Consider the following 17,526-nt stretch of genomic DNA (forward strand, 5'->3'; position numbering starts at 1 on the left):
TTATTCTGTAACCTCCTCACCTAAGTACGCTTCAATAACTTTCGGGTTTGAACGTATTTCATCAGGTGTCCCATCAGCAATCAATTGTCCGTGATCAAGCACGTAAATCCGTTCGCAAATCCCCATAACTAAGTTCATATCATGTTCGATCAATAAAATCGTTAAATCAAATTCTTTACGAATGAAGGCGATAAGGTCCATTAAATCGTGTGTTTCCTTTGCATTCATTCCGGCTGCAGGCTCATCCAGCAATAATAGCTTTGGTGCAGCGGCCAATGCCCGTGCGATTTCCAGACGACGCTGCATTCCGTAAGGCAAGTTTTTCGCAAGCTCATCCCGGTATACATCAAGCCCGAATATTTTCAAAAATGCCAAGGATTCCTGTTCCATTTTCTCTTCGCCACTAAAATGACTAGGTAAACGGAATATGCTCGAAACTAAATTATGTTTTGCCAAACCATGGTTTGCGACTTTTACATTATCCAGTACCGATAACTCTTTAAACAGGCGGATATTCTGGAATGTCCGGCTAATCCCTTGTCGTGTTACTTTAAATGGGTCCAAGCCGCCTATTGACTTTCCATTGAATAGAATCGTGCCTTCCGTAGGTGCATATACACCCGTCAGCATATTAAACGTTGTTGTTTTCCCTGCACCATTCGGACCGATTAAACCTATCAACTCTCCTTGATTCATATGCATTTCTACATTTTGAACAGCTTTTAAACCGCCAAACTGAATACCCAAATTTTCTACTTTTAGAAGTGCACTGCTCATACGCGTGAACCTCCTTTTTTACCAAATTTTAAGTATGCTGTGATCTCTTTTGAGCCTAATAAGCCTGTTGGGCGATAAAGCATAACTAAAATTAAAATCAGTGAGTAAATAATCATCCTCGTTTCCGGGAAGTCCTGTAAATACGTAGAAACGAAAGTCAGTAAGATTGCTGCTATAACAGAACCGGATAAACTTCCCAAACCACCCAATACAACGAATATTAAAATATCAAATGATTTTAAAAACCCGAACGCAGTCGGCTGGATAATATAATAGTTGTGAGCATAGATGGCACCTGCCACTCCGGCGAAGAACGAACCGATTGCAAATGCGACAACTTTGTAATACGTTGTGTTGATTCCCATTGCGTCTGCGGCAATTTCGTCTTCCCGTATCGAGATACACGCACGACCATGGCGTGAATTCGTAAAGTTGGAGATGACGAGTATCGTAATGAATGTCGCGAAAAAGGCATATGTCCATGTAGACTGATGGGCAACTTGCAAGCCTGCTGCACCACCTACATAATCTGTATTTACAAATACAATACGGATGATTTCAGCAAACCCAAGCGTTGCAATCGCCAGGTAGTCGCCTTTTAAACGAAGCGATGGAATACCTACAAGTAATCCGGCAAGTGCTGCCACAATAGCACCGATTAAAATGGCTGTAATAAATGGCATGCCAAATTTCATTGTACAAATAGCCGATATGTAAGCTCCGACAGCCAGGAAACCTGCATGCCCTATCGAAAACTGACCTGTAACCCCGATAATGACGTGTAAACTTACCGCTAAAATAACATTGATACACATTGCGATGAACATATTTTGATAGTAGAACTGGATGACACCGTTGGAAATCATTAATTGTACAACTGCATAAATCACAAGTGCTAGGACGGCATAACCCCAAAAGATTTTCGATTTTTTCATGCTGTTCACCTACACTTTCTCGCGCGTATTTTTACCGAAAATACCCGCTGGACGTAATATTAGAATTAAAATCAGAATGACAAATGCGGCTGCATCTCGCCATAATGAATATCCGAGCGCCGAAACAACTGTTTCAACAACCCCTAGTACAAGACCGCCTACCATTGCCCCAGGAATAATGCCAATACCACCTAAAACAGCTGCAATGAAAGCTTTAATACCGGGCATAATCCCCATTAGCGGATCGATACGTGTGTAGTAAATACCAAAAATTACGCCTGCAGCTCCTGCCAATGCAGAACCAATTGCAAATGTCGCTGAAATCGTATTATCTACGTTAATGCCCATTAAGCGAGCTGCATCTGCATCATGGGAAACGGCGCGCATCGCCTTACCGATTTTTGTTTTATGAACAATGAATTGTAATAAGATCATTAAGAAAATCGAAACCGATAAAATAAAAATTGCCAGCGTACTGATCTGTGCACCGAAAATTTCAATGTTCTTCGTTGCAAATACTGTCGGATACGCCTCTGGAGAAGGACCTCTAAAGAAAATTACCGTATACTCGATTAACAGTGAGACACCGATTGCCGTAATAAGAGCTGCGATTCGGGTTGCGTTACGCAGTCGTTTATAAGCGACACGCTCTATAATTACACCGATGACAGCACATAATATCATTGCAAGAATAAGTGCTAAAAAGACATTCATTTCCCAACGTGCAATGGCATAAAAGCCGATAAAAGCACCAAGCATGAAAACGTCACCGTGGGCAAAATTGATGAGCTTAATAATTCCGTATACCATCGTATAGCCTAGTGCGATTAGAGCATAAATACTACCTAGCGAAATACCATTCACTAATTGTTGGATCCATTCCATACAGTTCACTCCTTTTTTCTCTATTAATGTATGAAAAAAAAGGGAGGCTAGTTCCGCCCCCCTTACTCGTAAAAAATTAAGGATTAACTTTAGAGTTGAACTGTTGTTTGCCGTCTACGAATTCTAGAACTGTTGCTGATTTTACTGGGTTGTGGTTTTCGTCAACTGTGAAAGTACCTGTTACTAAGCTTAAATCTTTCGTTGCTGCAAGCTGCTTCTGAATCGCTTCACCTGTAATGTCTCCATCTACACGTTTGATTGCATCTACGATAAAGTAAATAGAATCATAGCCTAATGCATGGAAAGCATTTGGTGATTGGCTGTACTCATCATTAAATGCTTTAACGAAGTCCTGAATTTTTGAATCCGGATCTTCAGATGAGTAGTGATTCGTAATAAACGTATTATTTAATGCGTCAGCACCAGCTAATTCGATTAATGTTGGCGAATCCCAACCGTCAGCACCCATTAACGGAACGGTAATACCTAATTCACGGGCTTGTTTTACGATAATCCCTACTTCTTCATAGTATCCAGGGATGAAAATGAAATCAGGATTTTTCCCTTTAATGTTTGTTAATTGAGATTTAAAGTCTACGTCCTTTGCAACATACGCCTCTTCAGCGACTACTGTTCCACCATTTGCAGAAATCGTCTCTTTGAATGATGCCGCTAAACCTTTTGCATAATCTGAAGCGTTATCCGCGAAAATCGCTACGTTTTTCGCTTCTAGTTCATTAGTCGCGAAGTTTGCTGCTACCGTCCCTTGGAATGGATCGATGAAACATGTACGGAATGCATATTCATTAATTGAACCGTCATCATTTACCGTTACATTTGGCGCAGTACCTGAGCCTGTAACCATTGGAACTTTATGCTGTGCTGCAATTTGTACTGTTGCAACCGAGTTACCTGAAGTAGCCGGCGCCAACATTGCCACTACCTTTTCCTGTTCTGCCAATTTCATCGCAGCAGAAGTTGCCTCAGCTGTTTCTGATTTATTGTCGACTGGAATATACTCCAGTTTTTTACCATCTATACCGCCTGCTGCATTAATTTCTTCAATCGCTAATTTTGCACCATCATTAATCGATGATCCGTAAGAAGCTACAGCACCTGATAATTCTAAGTTTGCTCCGATTTTAATTGTGTCGCCAGCTGCATTGCCGCCACCACCTGATCCTGAAGAACTAGAGGTATCATCACCGCATCCAGCTAATACCCCTGTTAATAATGCTGTTGCCATGAATAATGAACCATACTTTTTTGTCTTTTTGTGATTTGTCATCATCATTTCCCCCTTAGTCATACTCCAAATGTTTGATATTTCTGATAATTATAACCAATACCCCACGTTCGTACAATCTAAATTTTAAATATTCAGAATAAAATTTACGAGAATAATATAAACAATTATTCCAACTTCTGTATTGTAAACGAATAGCAATTATTAGTCTAGTACGATTATTCTGTTTATTTTATGTATTCAAAATTTACAGTCTAATAGTTTCTGGTAATAAAAAGATCGCCGTTTATTTTTCCGGGATCCGAAAAACGACGATACGTTCATTTTCATTTTTTTCATGGCGTAATTTTATATCTAAATAGCATTGAAGTGACTGCTCTTGTTGCAGATAATCCATATATTCAGGAGATGGATAATATAAAATAATATCTACCAATCGGGGATTAACAAGGATTGAGTCCATAACATGTTTCATAAACTCACGAAATACATGGATTGAGAAGGGGTTAAAGAAGAAAAAGACATTATCGTGCTTCGTAATTTCATATGTTTCGGCAATGATATTCAAAAATCGGATCGGTGCTTGCTTCTTCTTTACCTTTCTTAAGTATTGTTCTGCATTATGCTCGGCTTCCGTAAAAAACTTCTGATCCATTTCAATACCGATAACGGGAATATGGAAGCGATGATATATATAAATAGGAACTCGCCCTTTGCCGCATCCGATATCCAGAAAACGTGCATTATCCGGTAACTCGTAGCATTCGAATAATTGTTCAAGCCCGCTGTAAGGTGTTGGTTCATAGCGATGGTATTTTGCTAGTTTTGGAAAACCGTATTGATAACCGGTTGTTTGAATATTTAGCATATGATCATATTGCTGTTCGTTCATTCGTTCACCTCACAAATAAGTTGAAATTTTATGTTACTATAACATTAATTTAAATTAAAGCTGTATTTTAGCTCATGTTCAAGCAGCCATTGCTTTCTCCATAAACCGCCTGCATATCCTGTAAGTTTCCCGTTTTGCCCGATAACCCGGTGGCAAGGGACAATAATACTTATTACATTTTTACTGTTTGTCATCCCAACTGCCCGAACTGCTTTTTCATTTTCAATCTTTAGAGCAATTTCTTTATAGGATGCGGTATTTCCGTATGGAACAGTAGTTAATGCTTGCCATACTGACGTTTGAAACATTGTTCCCTGTAATTTATAAAGTACCGAAAAGTCTTTGCGCTGGCCTTTAAAATATTCATCCAGTTCTGTATAGCAGTCCAATAAATGCTGAGGGGTATCATCAGTCGGGAGGTTGAGCATTTCTTCTCGTTCTGCAAATAATACCGATGTTATAAAATATTCGGTGCTTGAAATTTCAATAATACCTATTGGTGAAGCATAATCTAATTTATACATCGTATCCCTCCTTCTTTTCTACAAATTTACTATAGCGTAATTTCTTCATTAAAAAAAGAACCTTTAATCCGACAATGATTAAAGGTTCTTCCTATTAACAATTATGCTTTGTTTAAACCTAAAGCTTTCGTTGTTGTTTCATGTACTTCTTTAAGAAGTTCTGTATTTTCGACTAAGTTTTCACCGTAAGATGGAATCATTTCCTTAATCTTAGGCTCCCATGCTTTCATTTCTTCTGGGAAGCATTGGTTGATCACTTTTAACATAACAGATACAGCTGTAGAAGCACCTGGAGATGCACCTAATAATGCTGCAATTGAACCGTCGTGTGCAGTTACAACTTCAGTACCGAATTGTAATGTACCTTTACCAGCGTCAGTGTCTTTAATAACCTGAACACGTTGGCCAGCAACACTGATTTCCCAGTCCTCTGACTTAGCAGTAGGAATGAATTGACGTAACTCGTTCATACGTGCTTCTTTCGAAAGAACTAATTGAGAAACTAAATATTTGCTCAACGACATTTCTTTCACACCACAAGCAAGTAGTGTCATTAAGTTATGTGGTTTGATTGAAGCAAATAAATCCATATTTGAACCTGTTTTTAAGAACTTCGGAGAGAAGCCTGCAAATGGTCCGAATAATAATGATTTTTTACCATCGATATAACGAGTATCTAAATGTGGTACAGACATCGGTGGCGCACCAACCGCTGCTTTACCGTATACTTTTGCATGGTGTTGGTTAACAACTTCTTCATTGTTACAAACTAAGAATAAACCAGAGATCGGGAATCCACCGATATGTTTTGATTCAGGGATACCAGATTTTTGTAGTAACTCAAGGCTACCACCACCAGCACCAAGGAATACAAACTTCGCAGTGTGGTATTCAACTTTGCTGTTTTCTTTGTTGTGAACTTTTACTTCCCAAGAACCATCTTTTAAACGTTTTACATCTAAAACATTATGGTTGTAGTTTACATCTACATCTTGCTTTTGTAAGTTCGAGATTAACGTACGAGTTAACGCCCCAAAGTTAACATCCGTACCAGAATCAATTTTAGTTACAGCAATTGGTTCAGTTGATGTACGTTCGTTCATAATTAAAGGGATCCATTGTTTTAGTGTTTCAGGATCATCTGAGAATTCCATACCTTCGAATAATGGATTCGCTGTCATTGCTGCATGACGCTTTTTAAGGTACTCAACATTGCTAGCACCTTGTACCATACTCATATGTGGCAATGGCATAATGAATTCTTCCGGTTTCTCGATTTGCTTTGTGTTAACTAAGTGAGTCCAAAATTGTAGTGAATCTTGGAATTGTGTGTTAACGTTAATCGCTTTAGTGATATCGATTGTTCCGTCTTTCTTCTCGCTTGTGTAGTTAAGCTCACATAAAGCGGCATGCCCAGTTCCGGCATTGTTTAATTCGTGAGAGCTTTCTTCACCAGCTTTAGCTAAGTTCTCAAATACTTTGATCTTCCAATCCGGTGCTAATTCTTTAAGCATTGTACCTAAAGTAGCACTCATAATTCCGGCACCAATTAAGATAACGTCTGATTTGATATGCTTGTTACTCATTTTTACCTTCCCTTACATATATATTAAGATTTTTAGAATAATGTAAGCGCTCTATTCTATTATCGACAACCCTATATAGGAGACGATTCCATTGATTCTATATCATTTATTACCTTATTGTAGTGTAACACAATTGTGAAAAGATTAAAATATATACAAACTGCGACATGCCCAGCAAGTGAAAAGGTTGTCTTTTGCGAGAAAAGGTAAAACATTTTTAAGCATATTTTGTAGAAGCTCAAAAATCATTTATTTATGTTTTCTTTATTTTCCAACAACTTTTTTCTAACTATTTTGTCTATTTTAAGTTATGCTACAATGAGAAGACTATACTTTTCATTTAATGGAATTTCTATTAAGATCAACTTGAAATATCGGCAATATTTTGTAAGAATAGTAGGCATCGCTCTTTGCATAAACTATATAATAAGTACAGTTTTCATAAGAAATACATGACAAATGTAAATAGTTCATAATTTAATTTAAAACTAAAATCAATCAGAGTGAGATAAGGGGGATGTTTATGAAAATATTTACGGACAGTGGTTCTGACTTACCGAAATCATTTTTTGATACTGAAGAAGTGCATCTTTTTCCGTTACGCGTATTAGTGAAAGGTGTAGAGTATGATGACATTGTTGGCATCACAACTGACCAGGTATATGCGGCAATTGCTGAAGGTGAGCAACTTAAAACATCACAAGTTTCATTAGAAGTATTTATTAACGCTTTCGAAGAATTAGCAAAATCCGGAGAAGAGGGAGTTTATATTGCCTTTTCATCTGAATTGTCTGGTACATGCCAAACAGCTATTTTGGCAAAAAATCAAGTATTGGAAAGTTATCCGGACTTGAAATTAGAAGTTATTGATACGAAATGTGCTTCTTATGGTCAAGGCTTAGTAGTAAAAGAAGCTGTACGTTTAAATAAATTTGGTATTGAATTTAATGAAGCTGTTGAAAAATTGACAGCAATGGCCAATTCAATGGAACATTTATTTACAGTAGGCGATTTAAACCACTTAGCTAAAGGCGGCCGTGTTTCAAAAGCGAGCGCATTTATGGGTGGATTGCTTAATATTAAGCCTATTTTAAATATGGATGATGGCAAGCTTGTACCAATAGAAAAAACACGTGGATTCAAAAAAGCGATTAATCGTATGACAGATATTATGAAAGAACGTGGCGGTGACTTCACGAATAAGATTGTCGGTATTTCTCATAGTAACGATGAGGAACTGATGCATGAAGTGAAAGTTGCAATTGAAGAAAAGATTCAGCCTAAATCAATTGAAACAACAACAATCGGCTCTGTAATCGGTGCGCATGTCGGCCGCGGCACAGTCGGAATTTACTTTACAAATGATAAATAACATAAAGGCTGGCACAATTTTTGTGTCAGCCTTTTTATTTTTACCAGAAAAAGATTGATGCTAAAGCAATGCCTGTAATTGCTCCTAATGCAATGCCATAACCAAATCCTGGTGCTCCATATCCTCCACCAAATCCCCAGAATCCAATTCCATAGCCCGCTCTATCAGGCATAATCCAAACCATACGATTGTCTACTTTTGTAATTCTTCCAACATGAACATTTCCTTTATTATCATTTATTCTCACACGTTTCCCGTGATGTTTGCAGCACAAATCATACGCCTCTTGGTGACTCATAAGTTCTCCTCCTTTCTGTAAGTTTTTCTACTATATGTTCAAGCTTTTTGCACATACATGCGCATCGTCTAGTTCATACACTAAGAAAAAGGAGAATGTCATGCCTATTCTTGATACAAAATTATTATTTAAAAAAACAGAACACCGTGAACTGGCAGCCTATCCGATCATCCAATCCATTTTCCCTCGATTTCCGCCAGAGGCCGTTCAATTTGAACTTTTACAGCAAGGGTTGCTTCAACATGATGAGCTCCACTTAACACTGGATGTTTGGCAAATATCAAAAAGATTATTAGAAGAGTTGATACGTTTATGGGATGGACCTGATATACCAGTTGCGATTTTGCCGATAAAAAACGGGTTTGTGAAAAATGGTGTTGCCTATCCTTATGGTATTTGTCTGTATGTTTCACCCCGCGTCACAATAAAAGAACTTCATGCCCTGCTTACCCATGAATATCATCATATTTGCAGGCGCAGATTTTTAATAGAACCCCCTACATTGCTTGATTCATTGCTTATGGAAGGACTTGCCGAGCATGCGGTGGAAAGCTTGTATGGAGAATATGCATTAAGTTCCTGGACGAAGCGGTATTCTATGGAGGAAGTATTAAGTTATTGGGATACTCATTTCACCAAAGCTTTACATGTACCGGGTTTACATGCACATCAAGCTTTTTTATTCGGGGACACGGCATTAAATTTACCCCCTTGGATTGGATATTGTACTGGTTATCGGTTAGTTGAAGCTTTTTTACAAAAGAAAGGCCCTTATGACGTAAAACAATTGCTGTCCATGCCATCACATAGTTTGCTGGAAGGTGCAGGATGGAAAAAGGGAGTAACCGAATAATTCATTACGGCTACTCCCTTACATATTATTTTTGAACGACAGGCTCCGGATAATCAAAGCCTTTCGTGTCTACTTCAACTGTTTTCATCTTTTGATCTTCCATCGGTCTATCATTAGCTCCGCGTTCAGCAGAAACAATCTCATCGACCGTTTCCATTCCTTCAATTACCTTGCCGAATGCTGCATAGTCACCATCCAAATGTGTTGCCTGCTCCGTCATGATAAAGAATTGTGAGCCTGCCGAATCCGGATCTTGGGAACGGGCCATTGAAATTACACCACGCTCATGTGTTAATGTATTTTCAAATCCGTTTGATGTAAATTCTCCTTTAATTGCATAATCAGGACCACCCATACCTGTCCCATCCGGATCCCCGCCTTGTATCATAAAACCTGGAATGACACGGTGGAAAATCAGGCCATCATAAAATCCATCTTCCACAAGTGTGATAAAATTGGCCACTGTATTTGGAGCTGTTTTTGGTTCAAGCTCAATAACAATCTTTTCATCATTTTCCATTGTAATCGTAACAATTGGATTTTCTGCGACTTCCTCAGCATAATTCACAGTACTTTCCTGCTCTTTATTGTCCGCCGTTTCCTTACCGCATGCAGCTAAAATGGCGATTAGCATTGTAAATAAAACAATCTGATAAAACTTCTTCACTTAAATTCATCTCCTTTTCCAACATACTTCCATCATACTACGGAAGTATAAACGCAGGCATCTCCAGGAAACATCATTTTCAATAAAAAACATCTAAAACATTACCGTTGCAATGTTTTAGATGTTATAGAGAATGTTACTATTTAAATTCACTGAAAAGAGAATTAAGGTTTTAAAATAAATTTAATGCTTTGATCTTCATGGTCATGGAATTTCTTATATGCTTCACTTGCCTCAGATAATGGTACTTTATGAGTAATGATTTCTGTTGGATCAATCTTCCCTTCAGCAACCATTTCATAAAGCATCGGACTGTAATGAATTGCCGGTGCTTGTCCTGTTTTCACGGTTACATTACGTTCGAAAATATTGCCTAATGGGAACATATTATATTTTGAACCATACACACCTGTAAGCTGGATTGTACCGAATTTTCGGACAGCCTTAATTCCAACATCAATGGCACTAAGTGTTCCCCCTTGAAGTTTCAGCTTTTGCTGTGCCTTTTCTACAAGAGACATTTTCCCATCCATACCAACACAGTCAATAACTACATCGGCTCCTCCATGTGTAAGCTCATGCAGATGACTTCCTACATCGTCAAAATCATCGAAGTTGAAGATTTCAACATTATTTGTACGTTTTGCATGCTCTAAACGATAGTTTAAAGGATCCACTACCATTACACGCTTCGCACCTTTCATCCATGCAAACTTCTGAACCATTAACCCGATTGGCCCAGAACCTAATACAATAACCGTATCGCCCTTTTTAACACCTGAATGTTCCACACTCCAATAGGCTGTAGGCAATACATCAGATATAAATAGCAATGCCTCATCTTCCAGTTCACAGTTGTCAGGTACTTTAAATGGTATGAAGTTTCCGTATGGTACACGCAAATATTCTGCCTGCCCACCCGGGAAGTTACCGTAGCGCTCTGTATATCCAAAATATGCGCCGGAATCAAGTGCCGGATTTTCATTGGCATTATCACATTGACTTTCCAACTGATTTTGACAGTAGAAACACTCGCCGCAAGCAACGTTAAAAGGAATAACAACACGGTCCCCTTTTTTAACCTTTGTTACGTCAGGTCCTACTTCTTCCACAATCCCCATAGGCTCATGTCCAATTACAAAATCCTCTCGCGCCGGAACAGCTCCACGATAAATATGCAGATCCGATCCGCAAATGGCAGTTGAGGTAATGCGTACAATAATATCATCTGGCTTTTCAATTTTTGCATCCGGAACTTCTTTTACTTCTACTTTTTTGGCACCTTGATACGTTACTGCTTTCAAAAAGACCCCTCCTGGTAGATAAAGTATTAGAATTAAACTTCGTAAAGTCATTCTGTATGTATATACCCCCCAGTTAAAAAAATATACATATTATTAATGGTTGTTTGACCGATTGCCAAAAATAAAAAACTGTCCCTCCAACTATTAAAGGTGTCTAACAGTTGAGGAACAGTTTAATTGGGTTCGTGCTTTAATTTACGATTGCTTTACATTATTACGTTCTAAGTAAGTTGTATAATCTGTGCCTTCTTTCAGAGCTTTTTCCTCCATCGGAATGCGAACAGACAGGATCATAAAATTTAATATGGTGAAACAAATAGCTGTAAAATACGCCTGAAACATTAGTGGCAATATAGCAATTTCTAAACATACGACCAAATAGTTCGGATGACGGATAAAAGAATATGGCCCCTTTGCAACTACATTCGCTCCCGGTAAAATAATAATTTTCGTATTCCAGAAAGACCCTAGTGAAACTAGACACCATACTCTTAACATCTGCAGCAATAAAAATAAAACGAGCCAAATATAATGGGGTGTAAATTGTCCGCTGAAAAATACTACTTCAATAAGAAGGCTTACGAAAAAGCTCGTATGCAATAAAATCATGAATGGATAATGAGAAGCACCTACTTCGTATGCTCCTTTAGCAAGCATTAACTTTTCATTTCTTTTTGCTACAACCAGCTCAACTAATCTTTGAATAATTACAAAAGCTAGTACAATATAAAAAACCAGCTTACTCCCTCCATTCCAACAATACGACTTCTCCACTAAAGCCAGGCCCTAGTGCAACTAATAGTCCTAGAGTATCCGCTCTTTTTTCATTTAACATAAATTGCTCCAAAACATACAGAACTGTCGGAGAAGACATATTTCCATTTTTCTGTAATATTTCACGTGAAACATCTGTGTGTTCCGTTGTTAAATTCAACGTTTCCTCGTAAGCCTGTAACACTTTTTTACCCCCGGGATGTGCTACAAAATTTACAATTTGTTCAGGTGAAACATCGTGCTTATTTAAAAATTCATGAATAAACGGTCCAAGCCACTTAGAAATAATGACCGGAATGCTCTTTGAAAATACAACATGCAAACCGCTATTTTTTACATCCCAACCCATTACATCTTCAGAGTCCGGCATCCACTTTGAGCCGCGTCCCTTAATATATGGGATTGGCCCATTCTGCTCTAGCTTGACATCATCGCCGCATACAAGGGCACAAGCCGCTCCATCAGCAAATAAGGAAGTACCAACGAGGTTACTTTTAGAATAATCGTCTTTCTGGAATGTAAGACTGCATAGTTCAACACAAACGACAAGTACCTTGGCGTCCGGATGTGCTTTACAATAGTCATACGCCCTGCTAATACCTGCCGCTCCCCCTGCACAGCCAAGCCCCCATATCGGAATTCTGACCACTTCATTGGAAAAAGGAAGTACATTCATAACACGGGCATCAATACTTGGCGTTGATATGCCTGTACTACTGATGAAAATAATGGCATCAATATCTTCTGTAGATAGGTCCTGTTGTAAAAAGGAACGGTTTGATAAGCATTTTTTTATAACTTCGACACTGTATTCGGTAGCCAGTTTTATATAAAGCTCATTGCGCTCTTCAAATGTATGTTCTTCACGGTACCATTCAGGTGAAACACATAAATTCCGTGTTTTTATTTCACCATTCTCAAAAACTTTCAATAATCGTTCTAACTTCGGAATTTTATGTTGGAAAAGCTCTTTCGTCAATTGCTCAATATTTGTCTGAGCTAATGTGAAAGGCGGTGTATGAGTACTAACTGAAGCGATTTTTGGAATAGTAATTTCTCCTTATACGAGTTATTTTATTTCAATGTATTGATAAAGTCATAAAAATATACAGATATAGATGGAAATTTTAAAGGCTTGTCCATGAATAATAGCACTATCCATTAAGTGGATGGTGCTATTATCTTTTTATTAACATAAGTCACAACGATTGAAGAATGACTTACCAGCCTCTTCGTTTTGAACAACCACATCCGCCAGTATTCGGTCTAAACGGTGTTCCACACATCGTATTAGTTTCGAAACACTCATTCACAACAGATTGTGTATGAGGGAAATAGTGTTGGTTGTTAATATAATGTTGGTTGACTGTAGTTAAGTGGGACGGATGCACATGTGGCACCACCGTGTTTGATACATTTCTTTGAACATATTGTCTCGTTGGTGATATTTGCGGTGATGCGTATTGTGTTGGTGATGTTTGCATTGGCAATTGCTGAGCATTATTGTAAAACGATTGACCTCTTTCATCATTAAATGAATTAAACCAGTTTCTATTAGTCAATTTTATCCTCCTTCCTTCATGTTGTTCTCTACTAACTTATGAAGGGAATTCGGAATAACCTATTTACTTGCCTATTGTTAAAAAACAATTTTTTAAGAATAGGCATTAATATGCAAAAGAGGGAAGTAAAATCGGGAAAATAATTGTCTAGTAAAAACCTATTGAATCTTTTGTGATAATGGTGTGTAAAGTTTTTCCCATATTTCTTTTACACCGGCAGAGGCATGTCCCTTTGCATAATGGATATGTTCATTTTCCGATAATGCTAATATAGCATCACATGCATTTCCAACAGCAATCGCAGGATAACCGAGCTTGAAAAGACTGAGATCATTTTCTGAATCCCCGGCTACAACAATTTCTCCATTATATTGACATTTGTTAAGTACATATTTAAGAGCAGCACCTTTATTAATATTTGCAGGCAGGATATCTACATCCCTTTCACTGCTGAAAATAAGGTCAACCGCTAAATCATTTTGCTTGATTGCTTGGTTAAGTATTTGAACTTGCATTTTACTTGCAAAATAGGCCAGTCGCCAAGGTGTATCTATTGGCTGTCTGGCAATGTCTATGGATTTAGCTATCGTTTTAACCTGTTCGAAGTCTTCCTGCTTAATGTTGCCTGCCCACTCCTGATCAAGCTCATATGTGGGACCAAGGTAAATCGAAGCTCCAACATCACATATTAAAATGTCCGGTTTAGGCAGTTGTTCACGTTCGATTAAATCAATCGCGGACTGTTTATATCTTCCTGTAATATATATAAGAGATGTATTTTCAAGAGCCAGCGTGTCCCACAGTTCAGTATGCGGAATCTTATCACTAACAATTGTATTATCTAAATCTGTTGCTAAAACACGAGGTTTAAGGTAAGGAAATGTAAGCATTTTTTCGTTCATACAGCTCCTTTACTTTGCGGGAAATAAGAGACCAGTTAAATTCTTTTAGTGCATATTGTTTTGCATCACGACGCATTTTTAATAGTTTAGGCGAGCTCTTTAAGAAATACGCCATGCTGTCGCTTATTTTTTGCACATTTGCCTTAGGAATATGAAGACCTGTCACCCCGGATTTAACGACATTTTTCAGTCCACCGACATGGGTCGCAATTACAGGACAACCACAAGCCTGCGCTTCTGCAGCTACCATACCAAATGATTCATAATGGGAAGGCATAATAGTGGCTAATGCACCGCCATAAAGATTTTTTAACTGTTTTTCATTTTTGGGGCCAAGGAATAATACACGATCTTCCATTCCTTTAATCGCTTCTTTTAGCGGTTCGCTTTTTGGGCGATAGTTTTTTACATCTACCGTATCCCCACAGCCACCTGCAATTAGTAACTTCACATTTTGAGGAACTTCCTCCGTTTCCAGCATATGTCTGAAACCTTTTAAAAGATCAAAGATCCCTTTTGATGTTTCTAAACGGCCGGCATAAAAATAGTATGGAAATGCAAACTGTTCCTCTTCTTCAGTAGAAGCCAGATACACTGGTGAAACTCCTACGGGTACAACGGAAACTGTACTTTTTTTCTTTGTAAAAACTTCGATCTGTTGCTTCTCATTTGGCGTAGTAGCAATTACTACATCAGCTTGTTCCATGATCAGCTTTTCAAAGTGCTTACGCTTATTTTCTATAAAGCCTGTACCTTGCTCTTTTGCAATTGCAAGGGAGTGGTTTGTGTGACACCAGAAGAATGAATATTCCTTCTGCAGATTATATGCAAGTACTCCTGATAGCCAGTAATGAGTATGAATAACGTCATAACTGCTAATATCCAGGGTTTCTGTCATTTCTTCGTATAAACGAGGAAGTAAAGTAAACATCTTTCGCTTATCAACAAAGCCTTTATGACCACCTGCAAAACGGTATACTTTACTATGCTCACCCAACTGTTCAACAGCCGGTTTTTGTTCATCGCTCCAATGTGTAACAATATCCACACTGTAGCCAAGTCCATCAAGCTGTAGGGCCAGATGTTTTACATAGTTGTTTTGTCCACCTGCTTGTTTACTTCCAAGCGGAATTAAAGGGTCGCCATGATCAGAAATAAATAATATCTTTCTCAAATGAAATCTCATCCTTTCGTTCTTAAGCAGCGAATCATAGCTGTAAAACTTTACTGCTGTCTTGCTGATTTTAATGAAATGATGGTAACTTTTCATAAATTACTCTTCATTAGCTAGGTAGTATTTATAACTTCTTAAGCTGTCCTTTATTCTCGATAAATTCAAACATCCTCACACTACCTAGCAAATAATAGAAGAGAGATTAAGGATGTTGAATTTTACGGTTTTATAAGAAATAATAATTTTTAGCTCGATTGATAAGTTCCCTGATTGACTGACAATTAAACAAAATATTCTAAAAATCACCAAAAATATTACTTTATTATTATTTAGATTAATCAATATCAGTTATAAATACCTATAATGAGTGTATTTAGTCCAGATCACTTAAATTACTTCAAGTGAAACTTCAATATTGCCTCTTGTTGCTTTTGAATACGGGCATACTTCGTGCGCTTTATGCACAAGTTCTTCCAACTGTTCACGCTCAATATCTGTCCCTTTCACTTGAAGCACAACACCAAGCTTAAATCCTTGGTCTTTTTCATCTTTTAATAAGCTGACATTAGCTGTTACTTCAGACGTGAATTTAACACGGGCTTTACTTGCTGTTAATTGAAGGGCACTGTCAAAACAAGCAGCGTACCCTGCAGCAAATAGCTGTTCCGGATTTGTTGAATTCTCAATTTTTTCTGCTCTCGGTGTACCTGGCATTGCTGTTTCAAATTGAATTACCCCATCATCCGACTGTACTTTCCCTTCACGTCCCCCCGAAGCAGTTGCAATCGCAGTAAATAATTTTTCAGACATTCCACTTCCACACCTTTCGTTTTTAAATACAACATATCCTTACCCGGTTTTTTCTTTTTTCAAAAGTATTAAATGTTAATTAATTGTTAATTTTCATAATAGGGAGCAAGAAATTATTCAGATCAAGTGTTTTTATAGGCCTATTTCTTTGCCCGAAAAAGGGGATTACAGGCGGGACTGTCAGATTGAAACTATGGTTTTTCGAGCCTCTATGTACTATTTTTATATATTGTTTTTCCTGTAATAAGGGCTGGAATCTAAACATTGTAAGTGTTGGTAACAGAACGGTTGCTTATGTTTTGTTTTATAAATGAGGGGTATCAACTTACAAGTATTCGTTGGGAGGGGATAGCAATATGTTTGGCATATCCGATCTCTTTTCATTAGTCATTTCTGCATTTATTATTTTGCCTGCTGTCGTATTTCTTAGGGAGCTGGGATATGCAATTGTCAGCCGGCTGTTTGGCGTAATTGAACCAAGGGTAACGATTGGTTCCGGACGCAGAATTTTTAAGTTTGGTATGTTCGATATCCGCAGATACTATCATTTTTATAGCTGGTTTTCGTATGACAAATTAAAGCATGAAAATAAATTTGCCTTTATTAGTATTTATTCCGCGCCAATTTTAATTAATCTAGTATTCGGTCTTACAATTAATTCTCTGATTGCCAACGGAATCATTGAAGAATATAAAACATTTTGGGATCGGTTTGTCTTTTATGCATTTTATTATGTTTTATTCGATGCCGTCCCGATGACCACATTTAGCGGAAAACCAAATAACGGCATGATAATTTATAAAATGATTCGCTATGGCCAGCGGATTGATGCATCAAAAGAACATTTCCTCCCCTCTACAACCGAGGTGGAGACTGAATATCAGGAATACATGAAAGAGATTGAAGAAACAGAAGAGGAAATAAAAAAGAAAAATCATGATTGATTCAGTAGCTATTAAACATTA

Annotated in this window: 19 protein-coding genes; 3 read left to right on the forward strand and 16 right to left on the reverse strand. The window is 37.8% G+C overall.

Annotation, left to right across the window (positions count from 1 at the left end; genetic code table 11):
* The 7 genes from MKY51_RS17615 to mqo form a co-directional block, all read right to left on the reverse strand.
* On the reverse strand, positions 1-777 hold the full coding sequence (locus MKY51_RS17615) for an ABC transporter ATP-binding protein (protein ID WP_339174488.1): 777 nt from the start codon (positions 775-777) through the stop codon (positions 1-3).
* Positions 774-1,712 (reverse strand): branched-chain amino acid ABC transporter permease, encoded by a 939-nt coding sequence (locus MKY51_RS17620; RefSeq protein ID WP_339174489.1) that lies wholly within the window; start codon positions 1,710-1,712, stop codon positions 774-776. The genes MKY51_RS17615 and MKY51_RS17620 overlap by 4 nt, the downstream gene beginning before the upstream one ends.
* Positions 1,713-1,721: 9 nt before the next feature.
* On the reverse strand, positions 1,722-2,597 hold the full coding sequence (locus tag MKY51_RS17625; RefSeq protein ID WP_339174490.1) for a branched-chain amino acid ABC transporter permease: 876 nt from the start codon (positions 2,595-2,597) through the stop codon (positions 1,722-1,724).
* A 76-nt stretch (positions 2,598-2,673) separates the two neighbouring features.
* Positions 2,674-3,885: an ABC transporter substrate-binding protein gene (locus MKY51_RS17630; RefSeq protein WP_339174491.1), complete on the reverse strand. Its 1,212-nt coding sequence runs from the start codon at positions 3,883-3,885 to the stop codon at positions 2,674-2,676.
* A 244-nt stretch (positions 3,886-4,129) separates the two neighbouring features.
* The gene (locus MKY51_RS17635; protein ID WP_339174492.1) at positions 4,130-4,735 is read right to left on the reverse strand and encodes a class I SAM-dependent methyltransferase; all 606 of its coding nucleotides are present in this window, start codon (positions 4,733-4,735) and stop codon (positions 4,130-4,132) included.
* Between the two features lie 44 nt (positions 4,736-4,779).
* Positions 4,780-5,259: a methylated-DNA--[protein]-cysteine S-methyltransferase gene (locus MKY51_RS17640; protein WP_339174494.1), complete on the reverse strand. Its 480-nt coding sequence runs from the start codon at positions 5,257-5,259 to the stop codon at positions 4,780-4,782.
* Between the two features lie 101 nt (positions 5,260-5,360).
* The gene (gene mqo, locus MKY51_RS17645; protein ID WP_339174495.1) at positions 5,361-6,845 is read right to left on the reverse strand and encodes a malate dehydrogenase (quinone); all 1,485 of its coding nucleotides are present in this window, start codon (positions 6,843-6,845) and stop codon (positions 5,361-5,363) included.
* A 523-nt stretch (positions 6,846-7,368) separates the two neighbouring features.
* On the opposite strand from mqo, the gene MKY51_RS17650 reads away from it, so the two are divergent.
* Positions 7,369-8,217: a DegV family protein gene (locus MKY51_RS17650; protein ID WP_339174497.1), complete on the forward strand. Its 849-nt coding sequence runs from the start codon at positions 7,369-7,371 to the stop codon at positions 8,215-8,217.
* 40 nt (positions 8,218-8,257) lie between these two features.
* Here MKY51_RS17650 and MKY51_RS17655 read toward each other — a convergent pair whose 3' ends face one another.
* Positions 8,258-8,515 carry a hypothetical protein gene (locus MKY51_RS17655; protein ID WP_339174498.1) on the reverse strand — a complete coding sequence of 86 codons (258 nt, stop codon included), beginning with the start codon at positions 8,513-8,515 and terminating at the stop codon, positions 8,258-8,260.
* A 100-nt stretch (positions 8,516-8,615) separates the two neighbouring features.
* On the opposite strand from MKY51_RS17655, the gene MKY51_RS17660 reads away from it, so the two are divergent.
* Positions 8,616-9,368 carry a DUF2268 domain-containing putative Zn-dependent protease gene (locus MKY51_RS17660; RefSeq protein ID WP_339174500.1) on the forward strand — a complete coding sequence of 251 codons (753 nt, stop codon included), beginning with the start codon at positions 8,616-8,618 and terminating at the stop codon, positions 9,366-9,368.
* Between the two features lie 25 nt (positions 9,369-9,393).
* On the opposite strand, the gene MKY51_RS17665 is transcribed toward MKY51_RS17660, so the two are convergent.
* The 8 genes from MKY51_RS17665 to MKY51_RS17700 form a co-directional block, all read right to left on the reverse strand.
* Positions 9,394-10,035 (reverse strand): peptidylprolyl isomerase, encoded by a 642-nt coding sequence (locus tag MKY51_RS17665; RefSeq protein ID WP_339174502.1) that lies wholly within the window; start codon positions 10,033-10,035, stop codon positions 9,394-9,396.
* A gap of 164 nt (positions 10,036-10,199) precedes the next feature.
* Positions 10,200-11,339: a zinc-dependent alcohol dehydrogenase gene (locus tag MKY51_RS17670; RefSeq protein WP_339174503.1), complete on the reverse strand. Its 1,140-nt coding sequence runs from the start codon at positions 11,337-11,339 to the stop codon at positions 10,200-10,202.
* Positions 11,340-11,534: 195 nt separating this feature from the next.
* Positions 11,535-12,077, reverse strand: a complete 543-nt coding sequence (locus MKY51_RS17675; protein WP_339176671.1) for an isoprenylcysteine carboxylmethyltransferase family protein — start codon at positions 12,075-12,077, stop codon at positions 11,535-11,537.
* Between the two features lies 1 nt (position 12,078).
* The gene (locus MKY51_RS17680; RefSeq protein ID WP_339176673.1) at positions 12,079-13,161 is read right to left on the reverse strand and encodes a 3-oxoacyl-[acyl-carrier-protein] synthase III C-terminal domain-containing protein; all 1,083 of its coding nucleotides are present in this window, start codon (positions 13,159-13,161) and stop codon (positions 12,079-12,081) included.
* 172 nt (positions 13,162-13,333) lie between these two features.
* Positions 13,334-13,597 carry a CotD family spore coat protein gene (locus MKY51_RS17685; RefSeq protein ID WP_339176674.1) on the reverse strand — a complete coding sequence of 88 codons (264 nt, stop codon included), beginning with the start codon at positions 13,595-13,597 and terminating at the stop codon, positions 13,334-13,336.
* A 236-nt stretch (positions 13,598-13,833) separates the two neighbouring features.
* On the reverse strand, positions 13,834-14,577 hold the full coding sequence (locus MKY51_RS17690; protein WP_339174506.1) for an HAD-IIB family hydrolase: 744 nt from the start codon (positions 14,575-14,577) through the stop codon (positions 13,834-13,836).
* On the reverse strand, positions 14,543-15,751 hold the full coding sequence (locus MKY51_RS17695) for a glycosyltransferase (RefSeq protein WP_339174508.1): 1,209 nt from the start codon (positions 15,749-15,751) through the stop codon (positions 14,543-14,545). Before MKY51_RS17695 ends, MKY51_RS17690 begins: the two co-directional genes overlap by 35 nt.
* Before the next feature lie 387 nt (positions 15,752-16,138).
* A complete protein-coding gene (locus MKY51_RS17700) occupies positions 16,139-16,561 on the reverse strand; it encodes an organic hydroperoxide resistance protein (RefSeq protein WP_339174509.1) in 423 nt (140 codons plus the stop codon).
* Between the two features lie 356 nt (positions 16,562-16,917).
* Between MKY51_RS17700 and MKY51_RS17705 the strand changes: the two genes are divergently transcribed.
* Entirely contained in the window at positions 16,918-17,505 is a 588-nt protein-coding gene (locus MKY51_RS17705) for a hypothetical protein (protein WP_339174511.1), read from the forward strand.
* The last annotated feature ends 21 nt before the right edge of the window (positions 17,506-17,526 follow it).

The organism is Solibacillus sp. FSL R5-0691 (genome assembly GCF_037974225.1).
Taxonomy (GTDB): Bacteria; Bacillota; Bacilli; order Bacillales_A; family Planococcaceae; genus Solibacillus.